14 protein-coding genes are annotated in these 16,186 nt (G+C 38.1%); 11 read left to right on the top strand and 3 right to left on the bottom strand.

Annotated elements, in window-relative coordinates; translation table 11 throughout:
• Positions 1-466: pirin family protein (locus tag AC1WHX_RS04575; RefSeq protein WP_481228904.1), on the bottom strand; the 466-nt coding region annotated here is incomplete at its 3' end.
• Between the two features lie 139 nt (positions 467-605).
• On the opposite strand from AC1WHX_RS04575, the gene nudC reads away from it, so the two are divergent.
• Positions 606-1,409 carry an NAD(+) diphosphatase gene (gene nudC / locus AC1WHX_RS04580; protein ID WP_278716041.1) on the top strand — a complete coding sequence of 268 codons (804 nt, stop codon included), beginning with the start codon at positions 606-608 and terminating at the stop codon, positions 1,407-1,409.
• Between the two features lie 31 nt (positions 1,410-1,440).
• Here nudC and AC1WHX_RS04585 read toward each other — a convergent pair whose 3' ends face one another.
• A complete protein-coding gene (locus AC1WHX_RS04585; protein ID WP_009319300.1) occupies positions 1,441-2,103 on the bottom strand; it encodes an MgtC/SapB family protein in 663 nt (220 codons plus the stop codon).
• A gap of 183 nt (positions 2,104-2,286) precedes the next feature.
• On the opposite strand from AC1WHX_RS04585, the gene AC1WHX_RS04590 reads away from it, so the two are divergent.
• From AC1WHX_RS04590 to AC1WHX_RS04615, 6 genes are all read left to right on the top strand, one after another.
• Positions 2,287-2,874, top strand: a complete 588-nt coding sequence (locus AC1WHX_RS04590; protein ID WP_022390440.1) for a bifunctional nuclease family protein — start codon at positions 2,287-2,289, stop codon at positions 2,872-2,874.
• A gap of 123 nt (positions 2,875-2,997) precedes the next feature.
• Entirely contained in the window at positions 2,998-4,263 is a 1,266-nt protein-coding gene (locus tag AC1WHX_RS04595; protein WP_031258488.1) for an MFS transporter, read from the top strand.
• 93 nt (positions 4,264-4,356) lie between these two features.
• The gene (locus tag AC1WHX_RS04600; protein WP_122337309.1) at positions 4,357-5,676 is read left to right on the top strand and encodes a NupC/NupG family nucleoside CNT transporter; all 1,320 of its coding nucleotides are present in this window, start codon (positions 4,357-4,359) and stop codon (positions 5,674-5,676) included.
• Between the two features lie 19 nt (positions 5,677-5,695).
• On the top strand, positions 5,696-6,397 hold the full coding sequence (locus AC1WHX_RS04605) for a 16S rRNA (uracil(1498)-N(3))-methyltransferase (protein WP_022390437.1): 702 nt from the start codon (positions 5,696-5,698) through the stop codon (positions 6,395-6,397).
• A gap of 57 nt (positions 6,398-6,454) precedes the next feature.
• On the top strand, positions 6,455-7,279 hold the full coding sequence (kdsA, locus tag AC1WHX_RS04610) for a 3-deoxy-8-phosphooctulonate synthase (RefSeq protein WP_022390436.1): 825 nt from the start codon (positions 6,455-6,457) through the stop codon (positions 7,277-7,279).
• 8 nt (positions 7,280-7,287) lie between these two features.
• A complete protein-coding gene (locus AC1WHX_RS04615) occupies positions 7,288-8,454 on the top strand; it encodes an MFS transporter (RefSeq protein ID WP_022600945.1) in 1,167 nt (388 codons plus the stop codon).
• Here AC1WHX_RS04615 and AC1WHX_RS04620 read toward each other — a convergent pair.
• Positions 8,451-9,098, bottom strand: a complete 648-nt coding sequence (locus AC1WHX_RS04620) for an HAD family hydrolase (protein WP_122337310.1) — start codon at positions 9,096-9,098, stop codon at positions 8,451-8,453. The genes AC1WHX_RS04615 and AC1WHX_RS04620 overlap by 4 nt on opposite strands.
• Before the next feature lie 102 nt (positions 9,099-9,200).
• Here AC1WHX_RS04620 and AC1WHX_RS04625 point away from each other — a divergent pair, with 102 nt between their 5' ends.
• From AC1WHX_RS04625 to AC1WHX_RS04640, 4 genes are all read left to right on the top strand, one after another.
• A complete protein-coding gene (locus tag AC1WHX_RS04625; protein ID WP_022600943.1) occupies positions 9,201-10,574 on the top strand; it encodes an MATE family efflux transporter in 1,374 nt (457 codons plus the stop codon).
• Between the two features lie 151 nt (positions 10,575-10,725).
• Complete coding sequence (locus AC1WHX_RS04630; protein ID WP_122303559.1) at positions 10,726-12,735, top strand: tetratricopeptide repeat protein; 2,010 nt, start codon at positions 10,726-10,728, stop codon at positions 12,733-12,735.
• A gap of 11 nt (positions 12,736-12,746) precedes the next feature.
• The gene (locus tag AC1WHX_RS04635; RefSeq protein WP_418236174.1) at positions 12,747-15,395 is read left to right on the top strand and encodes an AsmA family protein; all 2,649 of its coding nucleotides are present in this window, start codon (positions 12,747-12,749) and stop codon (positions 15,393-15,395) included.
• Positions 15,396-15,715: 320 nt separating this feature from the next.
• A complete protein-coding gene (locus AC1WHX_RS04640; protein ID WP_022600940.1) occupies positions 15,716-16,144 on the top strand; it encodes an Hsp20/alpha crystallin family protein in 429 nt (142 codons plus the stop codon).
• Positions 16,145-16,186: the final 42 nt, after the last annotated feature.

Consider the following 16,186-nt stretch of genomic DNA (forward strand, 5'->3'; position numbering starts at 1 on the left):
GAGTGCTACCGTCTGGTGATATAAACAGAGCCAATTCATTTTTTTTCAATAATCCTCTGATATTATAATTATTATACTCCGGAGGTGTATTTTCTCTATCCGGAAATACCCATATTTGCAAAAATTCTACGGGCTCTTTATCGCTACCGTTATATTCGCTATGCAAAATTCCGCTTCCGGTACTCATTACCTGAACATCTCCCGGAGTAATTGTCCGGGTATTTGCAACACTGTCTCCATGACGAAGTTTTCCTTTCAAAGGAATAGACACAACCTCCATATTTTTATGCGGATGCGCTCCAAATCCTTGTGAAGGAGCAACCCAATCGTCATTCAAAACACGTAATGCTCCGAAATGCACCCTCGTAGGATTATAATAATCTGCAAAACTGAAAGTGTGGTATGTCTTTAACCAACCATGATCAAAATAGCCCCTTGAAGAAGCTCTATCTACAACTTTTTTCATAATAATTTTCTTTTACTTAAAGCCTGTTTAAATTTTCCGATAAAATAATCTCGTCAGACTTATATCTATCGATAACAATCATAACCCATACAATGTTGCATAATAATACGTAACTTTACGACAAAATCGAAAATCAGCAATGAACACTCATATTATGTCAAACGAAAAAATATACTGGTTCATCTTTTATAACGATCAATTACTAATTGAGAAAAAAAACGGAAAATACCAAATACCCTATGCACCAGAGTCTCCGATAAAAAGAGAAATGGATATTCCTGTTTTAAATGTACCTGTACCAGGGCATCAAGCCAAAACATTCAGAGTGACAAAACCTATTTCTGTCTCGGAACAATATGAATGGATCGGTTTACGATCATCTTATGATTATCTACCGCAAGAATCATATAAAACTGCCGGAAAAGCCTTTGAAATTCTCCATTGGGACAAAAACAGCCGGTTCTGTCCGGTATGCGGAAACTTAATGAAACTAAAGAATGACATAACGAAACGATGTCCTTCTTGTGGGAAAGAATTATACCCTGCCATTTCAACAGCAATATTGGTATTGATTCGAAAAGCAAATTCTATCTTATTAGTTCACGCACGTAATTTCAAAGGGACATTCAATAGTCTGGTTGCCGGATTTCTGGAAACCGGAGAAAATCTCGAAGAGTGTGTCGCCAGAGAAGTCATGGAAGAAACTCAGTTAAAGATTAAGAACATTTCTTATTTCGGTAGCCAGTCATGGCCTTATCCAAGTGGATTAATGGTCGGATTCATAGCCGATTATGAAAGTGGGAAAATCGAACTGCAAGATGATGAACTTAGCTCAGGTGCATTTTATACACGAGATAACTTACCGGAACTTCCTCACAAATTAAGTCTGGCACGCAAAATGATCGACTGGTGGTTAGAACAAAACAGTGATGAAACAAAATAAGGGATTCGAAGATTTAGGCAAACCCTGAAAATCATTCTATTTTTTCGATCATCAAATCAGGAAGGTTCTGGATAAACGTAAAAATATCTCCCTCTTTATCATTATCCCGAGTTTTAATCACCATACTGACACAATAAACCTGACGCTCCCCTTGAAATTCTTTGCGGGCCGAATAATTCGTTATACGACCTTCAGAATGAGCAATCATATTGGTTATCTTCTGCAGATTTTCTTGCTGTCCGGTAGAAAACTGCACAAAAGAACTATGCAAACCGATACGTTTAAACAATACCGTCAACAGTTCCAATCCCAATAATGTAAAAAAAGTCGCCGCAATTCCTACGCCATACATTCCGCCTCCAATTGCCAAACCGATGCCTGATGCAACCCATATTCCGGCGGCAGTAGTCAGTCCTCGCACAAACTGCCGCTGTATAATTATCGTGCCAGCCCCTATAAAACCTATACCTGTAACAACTTGAGCAGCCACACGACTCGGATCAAGGCTCATCGACGGCATTCCTAAGACATTCTGAAAACCATATTGAGATACAATCATAATAAGGGCACTGCCCAAAGAAACAAGAAAATGTGTCCTAAATCCGGCTTCCTTTGCCCGATACTCTCGCTCAAGTCCGATAATAGCACCAAGGATTCCAGCAACAAACAATCTTAATACAAATTCCCAGAACATAATAATCTCCCTTTTTAATTATCTATCGAAACTACAAATATAAACAAAACACGATAACCTTACAAAAGATAAATCGACAATACCTCCAGTCATTTTTCAATACAGAACATTCGATAAAAAAGTTTTCATATCCACAAATAAATTATTTATATTTGCTTATATAAAACAGTAAAACAAACAAACATGGATGACCGGGTAAAACTCAAAGTTATGGGTATTACATATAGCCAAATACAAAATGGAGCTTATGCTCTCGTACTGGCAGAAGAAAACGGAGACCGGCGTATTCCCATCATAATAGGTACTGCCGAAGCTCAGTCTATTGCCATACGACTCGAACATTTAACTCCTCCTCGTCCCATGACTCACGATCTGTTTGCCAGTTTCGCTCAAGGATTCGGAATTCGATTGCGTGAAGTTTTCGTCTATCACTATGAAGACGGTGTTTTCTCATCTGAATTGCTTTTCGATGACGGAACTCGCCAAATCAGAATAGATTCACGGACATCTGATGCTATTGCTATTGCTTTGCGTACCCAATCACCCATTTATACTACAGAAAAAATTATCAGCGAAGCCGGCATCATATTTCAGGAAGAACCCAAAGAAAAAAAGAAAGAAGAAACAAAAACAGTCAAACGTAAACATCTTAACGACTATTCGACAAAAGAGTTAAAAGAACGTTTGGAAGAAGCCGTCCGTATGGAAGCATACGAAAAAGCAGCCCTTATTCAACAAGAACTAAAAAAACGGGAACAGAAACAAGGTTAGTAATAAATATTTATTAGTTTTGTACGATAATTGTCCGCCTATACCGGAATAATCCCGGTTTACAAGACCGGATTTTTACCTGAAAAACAATTAACTACACTAAATTTCATAAAAAATAGTGCTATGAACGTGAAACTTCGCTTAATCATAATGAACTTCCTGCAATTCGCTGTTTGGGGGGCATACCTTACATCTATGGGAAGTTACCTCGTAAGTATTAACCAGGCATCACATATCGGAATGTATTATGCAATGCAGGGTATTGTATCCCTATTTATGCCTGCAATACTCGGTATCATTGCCGATCGTTGGATACCGGCACAGAAGCTATTGAGTCTAAGCCATTTTCTCGCTGCTTCATTCATGGCCGCAGCAGGATATTACGGAATGAGTTATGGAACAAATGTCGAATTTCCGGTTTTATTTACACTATATTCGCTAAGTGTAGCTTTTTATATGCCGACATTAGCCCTTTCCAACTCCGTTGCATATACCGCACTCGACAAAGCAAAATTGGACACTATAAAAAATTTCCCTCCCATCCGGATTTTCGGTACAATCGGCTTCATCTGCTCTATGTGGACAGTCGATCTTTTGGGATTGCAAGACACATACGGACAATTCTTTGCATGTGCCCTTATCGGTGTTGTATATGCATTATACGCTCTGACCCTGCCTGCTTGTCCGACAAGTAAAGGGGATAACACCAAATCATTGGTCGAGGCTTTAGGATTACGAGCATTTACTTTGTTCAAACAAAGGAAGATGGCAATCTTTTTCATTTTCTCGATGTTATTAGGGGTTTCATTGCAGATAACTAACGGGTTCGCAAACCCATATATCAGCAGTTTCGGTTCTATTCCCGAATATGCCGACACATTCGGCGTACAACATGCAAACATATTAATTTCACTATCTCAGATTTCAGAAACTTTATGTATCTTATTGATACCATTTGTTCTGCGACGATTCGGGATTAAACGGGTAATGTTAATTGCCATGTTGGCATGGGTACTCCGGTTCGGACTATTCGGACTCGGAAATCCCGGAGACGGAGTATGGATGTTTATTCTCTCCATGATTGTTTACGGTGTCGCTTTCGACTTTTTCAACATATCAGGATCTTTATATGTCGATAAAGAAACCGATATATCGATCCGCTCCAGTGCACAAGGACTGTTTGTCATCATGACTAACGGATTCGGAGCGACAATAGGGACTCTCGGAGCTCAGGCCGTAGTAAATTATTTTGTAGATTTCAACAGCAATATTCCGCAAGTAAGCGAGTGGCAATCTGCTTGGTATGTTTTTGCCTCCTATGCTCTGCTCGTAGCAATTATATTTGCTATCGTATTTAAATATAAGCATAATCCAAAAGAATTTGAATAAAATCCTTTTCAACAAGAATAAATATTTAATAAATTTACCGGCAATATAAATTAATTCTTTTATATTGCCGGTATCAATAATATCTTATTCAATATGTATATAACTCCTGCACAAGGACTTACATTAACATCCGTACTACGAGGAATACTCGGAATATGCGTTCTGCTTTTTATCGCTTGGCTATTAAGCAAGGACCGAAAAAAAATAGACTGGAAAATTGTCGTTACAGGACTTTCTCTTCAGATTTTATTGGCATTCGGGATGCTATATATTCCCGCACTTCAAATTTTCTTTGAATTTCTTGGAAAAATATTTGTAAAAATTCTCGAATTTACCAGACAAGGGACAGCATTTCTTGCGGGAGGTTTACTCGACACATCCAAAGTCGGATACATTTTTATTTTTCAAGTACTCCCGACGCTCATTTTTTTCTCTGCGCTTATCAGTTTACTTTATTATCTAAACATTATACAGCGAATCGTACAAGGAGTCGGCTGGTGCATCCGTAAAATATTCCGACTGTCCGGATCAGAAGGGCTCACCGTAGCCGGAAATATATTTTTAGGCATGTGCGAAGCTCCTATATTGGTAAAACGGTATCTTCCTTTTATGAACCGATCCGAGATGTTTCTCGTAATGAGTGTCGGAATGGCGACAATATCCGGAGGTGTTATGGCGGCATATATCGGAATGTTGGGAGGTGATGATCCTACCGCACGTCTGCAATTTGCCAAATATCTCATTTCAGCTTCTGTTATGGCAGCACCGGGAGCTATCGTTTTTTCTAAAATTATAATTCCTCAAACCGAACCGCTTTCTCATATCGAAGTTTCTATTCCCCGAGATAAAGCAGGGAAAAACATACTGGACGCTATTTCAAACGGCGCTATAGAAGGGCTAAAACTTGCCGTAACGGTTGCCGCATTACTTCTTGTATTCATAGCTATGGTTGCTTTACTCAATTATCTGTTGGGAGACCTTATAGGACACTATACAGGTTTAAACCGATGGTTATCCGAAATGGCAGGGCATCCTGTTATATTTAATTTTCAGACTCTTATCGGATGGATATTTACCCCCATAGCATGGATCATGGGGGTTTGTAATGCCGACACCGGATATGTGGGAAGCTTACTGGGGACAAAAATCGTATTAAACGAATTTGTCGCCTATGCCGATCTGAACATACTGAAAAATGCAGGGACATTTATTCAAGAAAAATCGATAATTATAGCGACATTCGCATTGTGCGGTTTTGCTAACATCAGCTCTATCGGAATGCAAATCGGAGGTATAGGCGTATTAGCGCCCGACCAGCGAAAGACATTAACCCGATACGGATTTTTAGCTATGATATGCGGAACTTTAGCTTCTTGCATGTCTGCCACAATTGTTGGAATGATCATTGGATAATCATAAAAAAATACAACTCATGCACATATTTTATACTCCGGACATCAAATCCGTCAAAGAATTACCTGAAGAAGAATCCCAACATTGCATAAAGGTACTCCGACTCTCCGAAGGAACTGAAATTATGCTCACAGACGGAAAAGGCACATTTTATAAGGCAATTATCACACTCGCACATCACAAACGATGCGGTGTAAAAATCGTTGAAGAAATTCAAGCGCTAAGCCCCTGTCCCATTAAAATACATATAGCCATTGCCCCTACTAAAAATATGGACAGAATCGAATGGTTTGCCGAAAAGTGTACCGAAATAGGTATAAATGCCATTACCCTGCTCCGCTGCCGTTTTTCGGAACGTAAAGAGGTGAAAACCGAACGGATCGAAAAAATATTGGTATCGGCAATGAAACAATCTATAAAAGCGACATTGCCTCAATTGAACGGCATGACGACGTTTAAGGAATTCGTGACTCGTCCTTTTGAGGGGCAAAAATTCATAGCACACTGTTATGAAAAAAGCGACAAGATTTTGTTAAAACAAAGATATATACCGGGAAATAATGCTCTTATACTGATCGGTCCGGAAGGAGATTTCAGCCCGGAAGAGGTAGAACTTGCAATCGAAAACGGATTTTTACCCATATCACTGGGGAATAGTCGTTTACGTACCGAGACAGCCGGAATTGTCGCCTGTCATACAATACATGTCATCAATCAATAATTTTCTTAAATTCTCATTTATTCCTCTATATTTGCACCATCAATTAATTTAACAGATATGTTACTGCAAACTGAAAAACTTAAACATACCGATTCTGGTCTTTTTTTCCTTTTAGCCGGACCTTGCGTTATCGAGGGCGAAAATATGGCTTTAAATATTGCTGAAACAATCGTAAAGATCACAGACCGTCTGCATATACCTTATGTTTTTAAAGGGTCATATCGTAAAGCGAACCGCTCGAGAATAGATTCTTTTACAGGTATAGGAGATGAAAAAGCATTGAAGATACTTCGAAAAGTGGGAGAAACTTTCAATATTCCGGTTGTTACCGATATACATTCGGCAGAAGAGGCTCGAATGGCAGCTGAATATGCAGATATACTGCAAATACCTGCTTTTTTGTCTCGACAAACCGATCTTTTAGTCGCTGCTGCAGAGACAGGTCGTGTCGTAAATATAAAGAAAGGGCAATTTTTATCTCCGGGAGCAATGAAATTTGCCGTTCAAAAAGTCATTGATGCCGGAAACAAAAAAGTTGCGATCACCGAAAGAGGAACGACATTCGGGTATCAAGATTTATTAGTAGATTTCCGAGGAATTCCTGAAATGAAATCATTCGGATATCCGGTCATTCTGGACGTCACACATTCTCTTCAACAACCTAATCAGACTTCAGGCGTTACCGGAGGAATGCCGCAACTGATCGAAACAATCGCCCGTGCCGGAATAGCAACCGGAGCAGACGGATTATTTATGGAAACTCATCCCGAACCGGAAAAAGCCAAATCTGACGGTGCAAATATGCTTCGTCTGGATTTATTAGAAGGGTTATTAGTGAGATTGACGGCTATTCGGGAAACAATCAATAAATTCGATAAATAAAAAGATAAATGCAGATAAAAAACAGAAGTACGGTAGCCGGAATCTTTTTCGGATATTTCATCATGGGACTGGTCGATATCGTCGGAATTTCCGCTAATTATGTAAAAGCAGATTTTTCGTTAAGCGATTCCGTATCTTCTTTCTTGCCATTAATCGCATTTATAAGTTTTGCCTTCCTCGCTGTTCCTTCCGGAATGCTAATGAACCGAATAGGACGAAAAAACAGTGTGCTGGCAAGTTTTATAATTACACTCATAGCTCTCTCGATCCCGATTACCGGTTATACATTCCCTGCCATGTTGACGACTTTTGCTTTGGTAGGGATAGGAAATACGGTCATGCAAACTTCCATCAACCCTCTTTTAGCGGATGTCGTTCCGGAAAACAAGCTTACAAGCAGTCTCACTTTAGGACAATTTTTCCGGTCTGTTTCTTCGGCAATAGGTCCTATTCTGGTAACTACAATTATGCTTCTGACCGGAAACTGGAAAAACACGTTTCCTATTTATGCCGTAATCACCGTAATCGGGATTCTATGGCTATATAAATCGCCCGTTACAGAACGGAATACCGACGACACAAAAAAAAGTTCTTATCTATCCATATTACAACTTCTAAAAGACAGACACATTTTGATCCTATTCTTAGCACTTTTTGCGTTTGTCGGCATCGACGTGGGTCTCAACGTCTATGTTCCGGATTTTCTTCAAACACGTTGCGGACTTCCTTTACAACAAGCGGGGTTAGGATCGAGTCTTTATTTTACAGCCCGAATTATAGGATCTCTAATCGGAGCAGTACTGTTACTGCGATATCGCTCAGAAAATATCTATCTCTATACAATGGCGACCGGAGTAATTATTTTCATTATAATGATGTTATTTCCCCAATTATATATTGCCTTGACTTCTATTTTTATTATCGGACTAGTATGTGCAAACGTATTCTCTATATTACTTTCCCTTGCTTTGCAATACCGTCCCGATAAAGCCAACGAAATATCAGGACTAATGATAATGGCCGTATCGGGTGGAGCAATAATTCCTTTAATCATCGGAATTATCAATGACCTAACCGGAGGATCAACAGGGATGTATGTTCTTTTGATTTGTCTGTTGTCTCTCCTTGCTTCTGCAATTTATTTATGTAAGTCCAAAAGCCTGCCTAAAAACTAACTGCGTTTTATTGACATCAATTTATCAAAATCAAATTCTCTAAAATCTGAAATTACAATATCTGCTTTATCTTCTATCCGGGAAAAAGGTAAAGTCGTAGAAAGTCCGACAACCGTCATACCCGCCGCACGCCCGGCAGCCAGTCCGGCTAAAGAATCTTCAAAGACATAACAATTTTGAATATCTGCATCCAATAGCTTCGCCGCCAATAAATAGCACTCAGGATCAGGTTTAGACCGAGATATCTGATTAGCGGTTACTATTACATCAAAATATGATTTAATATCAGGATGCTCACGATAAAGATTTGCCATTTTCACATCATTAGAACTTGTAACGATTGCCGTTTTTACATCATTTTTACGTAAGCAATTCAAAAAATCCAAGATACCCGGAATGTAATCGTATGACATATAGTGTTCCCATTTATCGAGATTTTCAACAATTTCTTGCTGAATTTCTTCTCTTCCGGAAAAATATTTCTCAAATATCTGACGCAATGTATTTCCCTTTACTTTATCACCGAAACGATCAGGATCAGATAAATACTTCACTCCCACATTATTCCAATATATGCTGTACTGAGATTCTGTATCAACTATTACTCCATCCAAATCAAATAGTGCGGCAATCGTACGATTCATTTTATCTTATCTTTTATTTGTTTAACGCTGCAAAATAAATAAAAGCATACTGACTACACAAATAATCACTACCTTTGCCACACTAAATAATTGTGAAATTATATGGCAAAATCAAATTCTCCCCTTATTTTGGGAACGCGGCCTATCGGAAAGCTTTTGCTGCAATATTCTATCCCTGCAATTATAGGGATGACTGTAACTTCTCTTTATAATATAATCGACAGCGTATTCATAGGGCATGGTGTCGGAGCTTTAGGAATAGCCGGGCTGGCAATAACTTTTCCTCTAATGAATCTTATTGTCGCATTCTGCGTACTGGTAGGTGTCGGCGGTGCTACGATCAGTTCTATTTATATGGGACAAAAAGATACGCAACGAGCGACATACGTCCTACACAATGTACTGTTAATGTTAATATTCAACGGTATTATGTTCGGACTCGTCACCCTCTATTTTCTTGATCCGATTCTGTTATTTTTCGGGGCAAGTGCCGAGACTCTTCCCTATGCCAGAGATTTTATGGGAGTGCTTCTTCTCGGAACACCGATTACTTATGTATTTATCGGACTCAATAATATCATGAGGGCTACCGGATACCCCAAAAAAGCAATGATTTCCGCATTGTTTACAGTAGGAGCGAATATTATCATCGCTCCAATATTTATTTTTGTCTTGAAATGGGGTATCAAAGGCGCAGCTCTTGCCACAATCATTTCTCAGACTTGCGGAATGATCTGGGTACTCCATCATTTTCTGGATAAAAATAGTTTTATACACTTTCAAAAGGGTGCTTATGTGCTTAAAAAGCGAATTATCGTAAGTATTTTATCTATCGGTTTATCACCATTTCTAATGAATGTATGCGCCAGTGGCGTAGTGATTATCATAAACAACAGTTTATTGAGTCATGGAGGAGATTTAGCCATCGGTGCTTATGGTATAGTAAACCGCATGCTCACATTTTTCGTAATGATCGTTATGGGACTGACTCAAGGAATGCAGCCGATTATCGGATATAATTACGGGGCAGAACAGTATGACCGGGTAAAACAAACTCTTCGCTACGGAATCATCGCCGGGGTATGTATTACGACTTTCGGGTTTATTTTAGATGAAATTTTCCCACACGCCATAGTAGCTATGTTCACGACAAATGACGAGCTTACCGACATTGCAACTACCGGATTAAGAATATGTACAATTATGTTCCCTGTCGTAGGATGCCAGATCGTAATTACAAATTTTTTCCAATCTATCGGGAAATCACAAATTTCGATTTTACTTTCTCTTTCCCGACAATTGGTATTTCTTATTCCGTGTCTGTTGATTTTACCAATTCATCTCGGAACAAACGGAGTATGGGCAAGTATTCCTGTTGCCGACTCTATTGCTTTTATAATGGCAATCATCGCAATATGGATACATATCAAAAAAATACAAAAGAAAAATAGTTTTGTACACGAACCCGTCCAATAAGAACATACAAAAATATGGATTTTTCTCAAATTTGACCCAGACAAAATTAGACCGGCTCTAAAAAGCTGCTAAAACTTATTCAATTCTACACTATCGATTTTAATTCAAAATCAGGAAATATTCTTATCTTTGAATTATAAATAGTGATAAAGTGGATATACAGCAAATAGATACCGACAATCAAGAGTTTCAGAATGCCTTAAGCCTGATTCAATATACTTCGCAATCGGTATTCCTAACTGGAAAAGCCGGTACGGGAAAATCTACTTTTTTGCGATATATATGCGACCAAACAAATAAAAAGCATATCGTATTAGCTCCGACCGGCGTTGCCGCAATCAATGCCGGAGGCAGTACAATACATTCTTTTTTTAAAATGCCGTTTCGTCCTATTTTACCGGATGATCCGGATCTAAGTTTAACGGAAGGACGTATTTTTGAATTTTTAAAATATAGAAAATCGCATCGTAAGCTAATCAAAGAAGTCGAACTCATTATCATAGACGAAATATCTATGGTACGTGCCGATATGATCGATTTTATAGATCGTGTGCTTCGAATCTATTCCGGTAATATGCGTCTGCCTTTCGGAGGAAAACAGCTTTTGTTTGTAGGAGATATCTATCAGCTCGAACCGGTAGTCACCCAAGATGCACGAGACATATTGAATCGTTTTTATCCCAATTCTTATTTTTTCTCGGCACGAGTATTTAAAGAGATAAGTCTCGTCCCGATCGAACTAAAGAAAGTATATAGACAAACCGACATAACATTTGTAAATCTTCTCGACAGAATTCGAACCAACACAACAGACGATAACGATCTGAAAATACTTAATAGCCGATATAATCCTAATTTTATACCACAGCAGGAAGATTTTTCTATTACTCTGGCAACAAGAAGAGACAACGTCGATTACATTAATGACAAACATCTCGCAGATCTTGACGGAAAAGAATTTGTATTCAAGGGAGAAATAAAAGGCGATTTCCCCGAATCAAGTCTTCCTACATTAAAAGAGTTGATTCTCAAAGAGGGTGCACAAATAATTTTTATCAAAAACGACTATGACCATCGCTGGGTAAACGGTACTCTCGGAATTATCTCCTCGATTAGCGAAGACGGGAAAATATATGTATTGCTTGAAAACGGAGAAGAGCACGAAGTTGCGCGTGATTCATGGCGCAATATACGTTATTCGTATAATGAAAAAAAGAAAAGAATCGAGGAAGAAGAGCTAGGCTCTTTCATCCAATATCCCATGCGTCTGGCTTGGGCCATAACCGTACACAAAAGTCAGGGTCTCACGTTCAACCATGTCATTATAGATTTTAGCGGAGGCGCTTTTGCCGGAGGTCAAACTTATGTGGCACTAAGCCGTTGTACATCTCTTGACGGAATAATCTTGAAAAAAAGAATATCAAGAAGCGATATTTTTATAAAACCAGAAATCATCCACTTCAGCCAAAATTTCAACAATCCTCGCCTTATCGAACAATCGATGAAACTGGCACAAGCCGACAGGCTTTATCATACTGCAGCCAAACAATTCGACAAGGATGATTTTGACGGAAGTCTTACGGCTTTGTTCGAGGCTATACATCTCAGATATGATCTTGAAAAACCGGAAGTAAAGCGATTGATCCGAAAAAAATTAAGTATTATCACAGAATTAAAAGAACGTATAAAAACTCTCGAACAACGAGATCATGAACGCCGGGAAACATTAAAAAAGTATGCATACGAATATTATTTACTCGGTAATGAGTGTATTACGAAGGCTCATGACACCAGGGCTGCTCTCGCTAATTTTGACAAGGCATTGGCTCTTGATCCGTTACTGCTCGACGCTTGGGTACGAAAAGGTGTTACCTTAATGGATGCTGATGATTTATCTGGAGCAGCACAATGTCTCAACGAAGCTGTACGGTTAAGTCCGTTATATTTTAAAGCTCTCTATAACAGAGGCAAACTACGATACAAACTTGAAGATTATGAAGGTGCATCAAGCGATTTTCTGAAAGCAGTAAAACTAAAGCCACAAAATGCGACTTTGCACGACCGGCTCGGAGATACATTTTCTAAACTCGGTGAAATAGAAACAGCCGGTCGTTTCTGGAGCATTGCAGAAGAAATAAGAGAAAGAAAACATAACAAATAAATCATTTGGGTATGAATACAAAAGTAAAAAAAGGTTTAAAAATTACCGGGATAGTCATAGGTACAATCTTGGTTATCATGCTCGTTCTCCCTTTTGCTTTTAAAGGCAAGATATTGGAGATAGTGAAAAAAGAGGCAAATAACATGCTGAACGCCAAGCTCGAATTTGCCGATCTGAACCTCAGTTTCTTTTCTCATTTTCCGAAAGCCTCTATCGAGTTGCAACAATTATCTCTTACGGGTATCGGTGATTTCGAGAAAGACACTCTTGTCTCTGCAAAGGAGATAGACATCGCCGTTAATATAATGAGTCTGTTCGGTGATAAAGGAATCGAAATAAACCATATCATTCTGGAAAAACCGCAGGTAAAAGCAGTCAAATTAGCGAATGGAAATGTAAACTGGGACATAATGAAACCAGACACAACAACGACTGTTGCAACAGACACGACTTCGTCCAGCTCATCTTTCGCTCTTAAATTAAAAAAATTCACCATAGAAGACGGACGTATTGCATACATAGATGACGCTTCTAAAATGGAATTCTATACTCAGAAACTGAACTTGAAACTATCGGGAGATATGAGTACCGAATCAACATCGATTGATTGTCACATGACAACCCAAAATATAGATTTTATATCAGGAGCTGTCCCTTATCTCAAAAACGCAGAATTTGAAATGGACATGAAAGTTCTGGCTGATTTGGTAAATAACAAATTCACATTTGATGAAAACAAACTTCGACTTAATGCAATCGAGTTGAATCTCGACGGCTGGATAGCACTTCTCGAAAATGATATGGACATGGATATACGTTTAAATAGTCCAAAAATAGAGTTCAAAGACATTCTTTCTCTCATTCCCGGCATTTATCAAAACAATTTCGAGTCATTAACTGCTAAAGGTGCATTAGACTTTAAAGCTGCAGCCAAAGGCAAAATGACCGGAGACCTATTACCACAATTTTCATTTTTATTAAACGTCAAAGACGGCATGATCAATTATGCCGGTATGCCCAAAGCAATTGACAATATCAACATCTATATTTCTGCAGAAAATCCGGGAGGCAATGCCGACTTAACTACTATCAATATAGATAATCTCAGTTTTAAAATGGCAGAAAACCCGTTCAAGCTGACATTAAACGCATCGACTCCCGTATCTGATCTGAATTTTAAAGCAACAGCAAATGGAACTCTGAATCTGGATATGATTAAAGAGGTATATCCTTTAGGAGACTCGATAAAACTAAGCGGAATACTGACGACCACATTAAGTTTTGCGGGTAAAATGTCGGATATTGAAAAAGAAAAATATCAAAATATACAAGGTGAAGGGAATATTTCTATAAGCAATATGAATTTTACAACTCCTGGAATCCCTGCCATAACATTAAAGAAAGCATCTGCAACGATCAGCCCCAAAGCTATGTCTTTAAATGAAATGGACGTAAATATCGGGAAAAACGATTTACAGGCAAAAGGCTCTTTATCTAACTACCTACCCTATTTTTTGAAAAATGAAACTTTAAAAGGCAACCTTTCTTTAAATTCTTCATATCTGAACTTAAATGATTTTATAAGTGACACTGAAGAGACAAGTACAGAAACCGAAGTAACAACAGACACGACAACCATGAGTGTTATAGAAGTTCCTAAAAATTTGGATTTGTCGCTTAAAGCAAACCTTAAAAAAGTCATTTTCCAAAAAATCGAAATCAATAATATCAACGGAAATCTATCTGTTTCAAATGGGGTCGTTCGAATGAATCCTCTAAATTTTAATGCCTTTGATGGATCTATATCAGCAACCGGATCATATAGTACCGCCGAGAATAAAAACCGGCCTATGGTAAATTTTGGACTGAATATCCAGAAAGCTTCTTTCGAAGAAACGTTCAAACAATTGGATATGATCCAAAAGATCGTCCCAATTTTTGCAAAAACAGGAGGTAACTACTCTGTAAATCTTGATTTAAAGACCCCTTTGGATAACACTATGAGCCCCGAATTAATGTCACTGACGGCTAAAGGGGTTCTACAATCCAATGATATTCATGTACAAAACCTCGAAGTTTTTGACAAGATTGCCACATTATTGAAAAATGATAAACTTAAAAACATCGAAGCTAAAGATATAAAAATACCATTTACAATCGAAAACGGACTATTAAAAACCGATCCTTTTAATATAAAAATGGGTAATATCAGTATGAATCTAAGCGGAACAACCGGTTTAGATCAGAGTATCGACTACACCGCAAAAATCGCACTTCCCGAATCTGCTACTGGCGGATATATCAGTAATGTAACGGCAACTATCGGAGGTACATTTTCAAAGCCCGAGATCAAACTCGACACTAAAGAAATGATCAACAATGCCGTAAAAACAGCCGTAAACAGTCAACTGACTAAACTTACCGGAAAGGATAAAGAAGAACGTATCGCCGCTTTAAGAGAACAAGCCGATGCAGCAGGAAAAAAATTAGTAGAAACTGCAGAGAAAGAAGGGCAAAAACTGATAGACAAAGCTCAAAAGCCTCTCGAAAAGATCGGTGCGAAAACTGCTGCTGCAGCATTGGTAAAAGAGGCACAGAAACAGGCAGATAAGTTAAAAGAAGAGGCCGAAAAGGCCATACAAAAAATAGAGGCTGAGTAAAACTCAGACAGGCTCTTAAATTTCATAGAAATCTTTTCAATACACCCTTCAGACATTTTCTTTATCTGGAGGGTGTATTATTTTCACACAAAACAACAGTTTTCTCAAACGAAAACCTTTTTAAATTATACTACATTATGTTTCAAGTGTTTAATTCTGAGTAAATTCTGTCATTCAGATAGATACAATTTGGCACTTTTTCTGACAAAACAGTCCCAAAAACAAATGGCACACACTTTGCAATTATTTAAGCGAATTTGAGTTACAAACCCGATTCAAAGAAATATAGATGTTTAATTAACGAATAGGAGATTATAACTATGATGCCTGTAAGAAAATCACAAAATTGGCTTCCGGGAATATTTAACGATTTCTTTGGAAACGAATGGATGGAAAAAGCAAATTCAACTTCTCCCGCCATAAATATTATCGAAAGTGAAAAAGATTATAAAGTAGAGATTGCTGCTCCGGGACTGACTAAAGACGATTTTTCGATTAGAATCGATGATGATAATCAGATCTCTGTTTCTATGGAAAAAAAAGAGGAACATAAAGATGAAAATAAAAACGGCCGGTATTTGCGCCGGGAATTTTCTTATACACAATTCCGTCAGAATATGATTCTGCCCGATAACATAGATAAAGATAAAATCGAAGCAAAAGTTGAAAACGGGATATTAACCATAGATATTCCTAAAAAAGAAATTATCCCCGAAAAACCGGCTGTTAGAAACATAGAAGTAAAATAAAACTTCTATATTAATCTTCATATTTATAGTGATCTTTTAAAT

This window comes from Coprobacter sp., assembly GCF_982436375.1.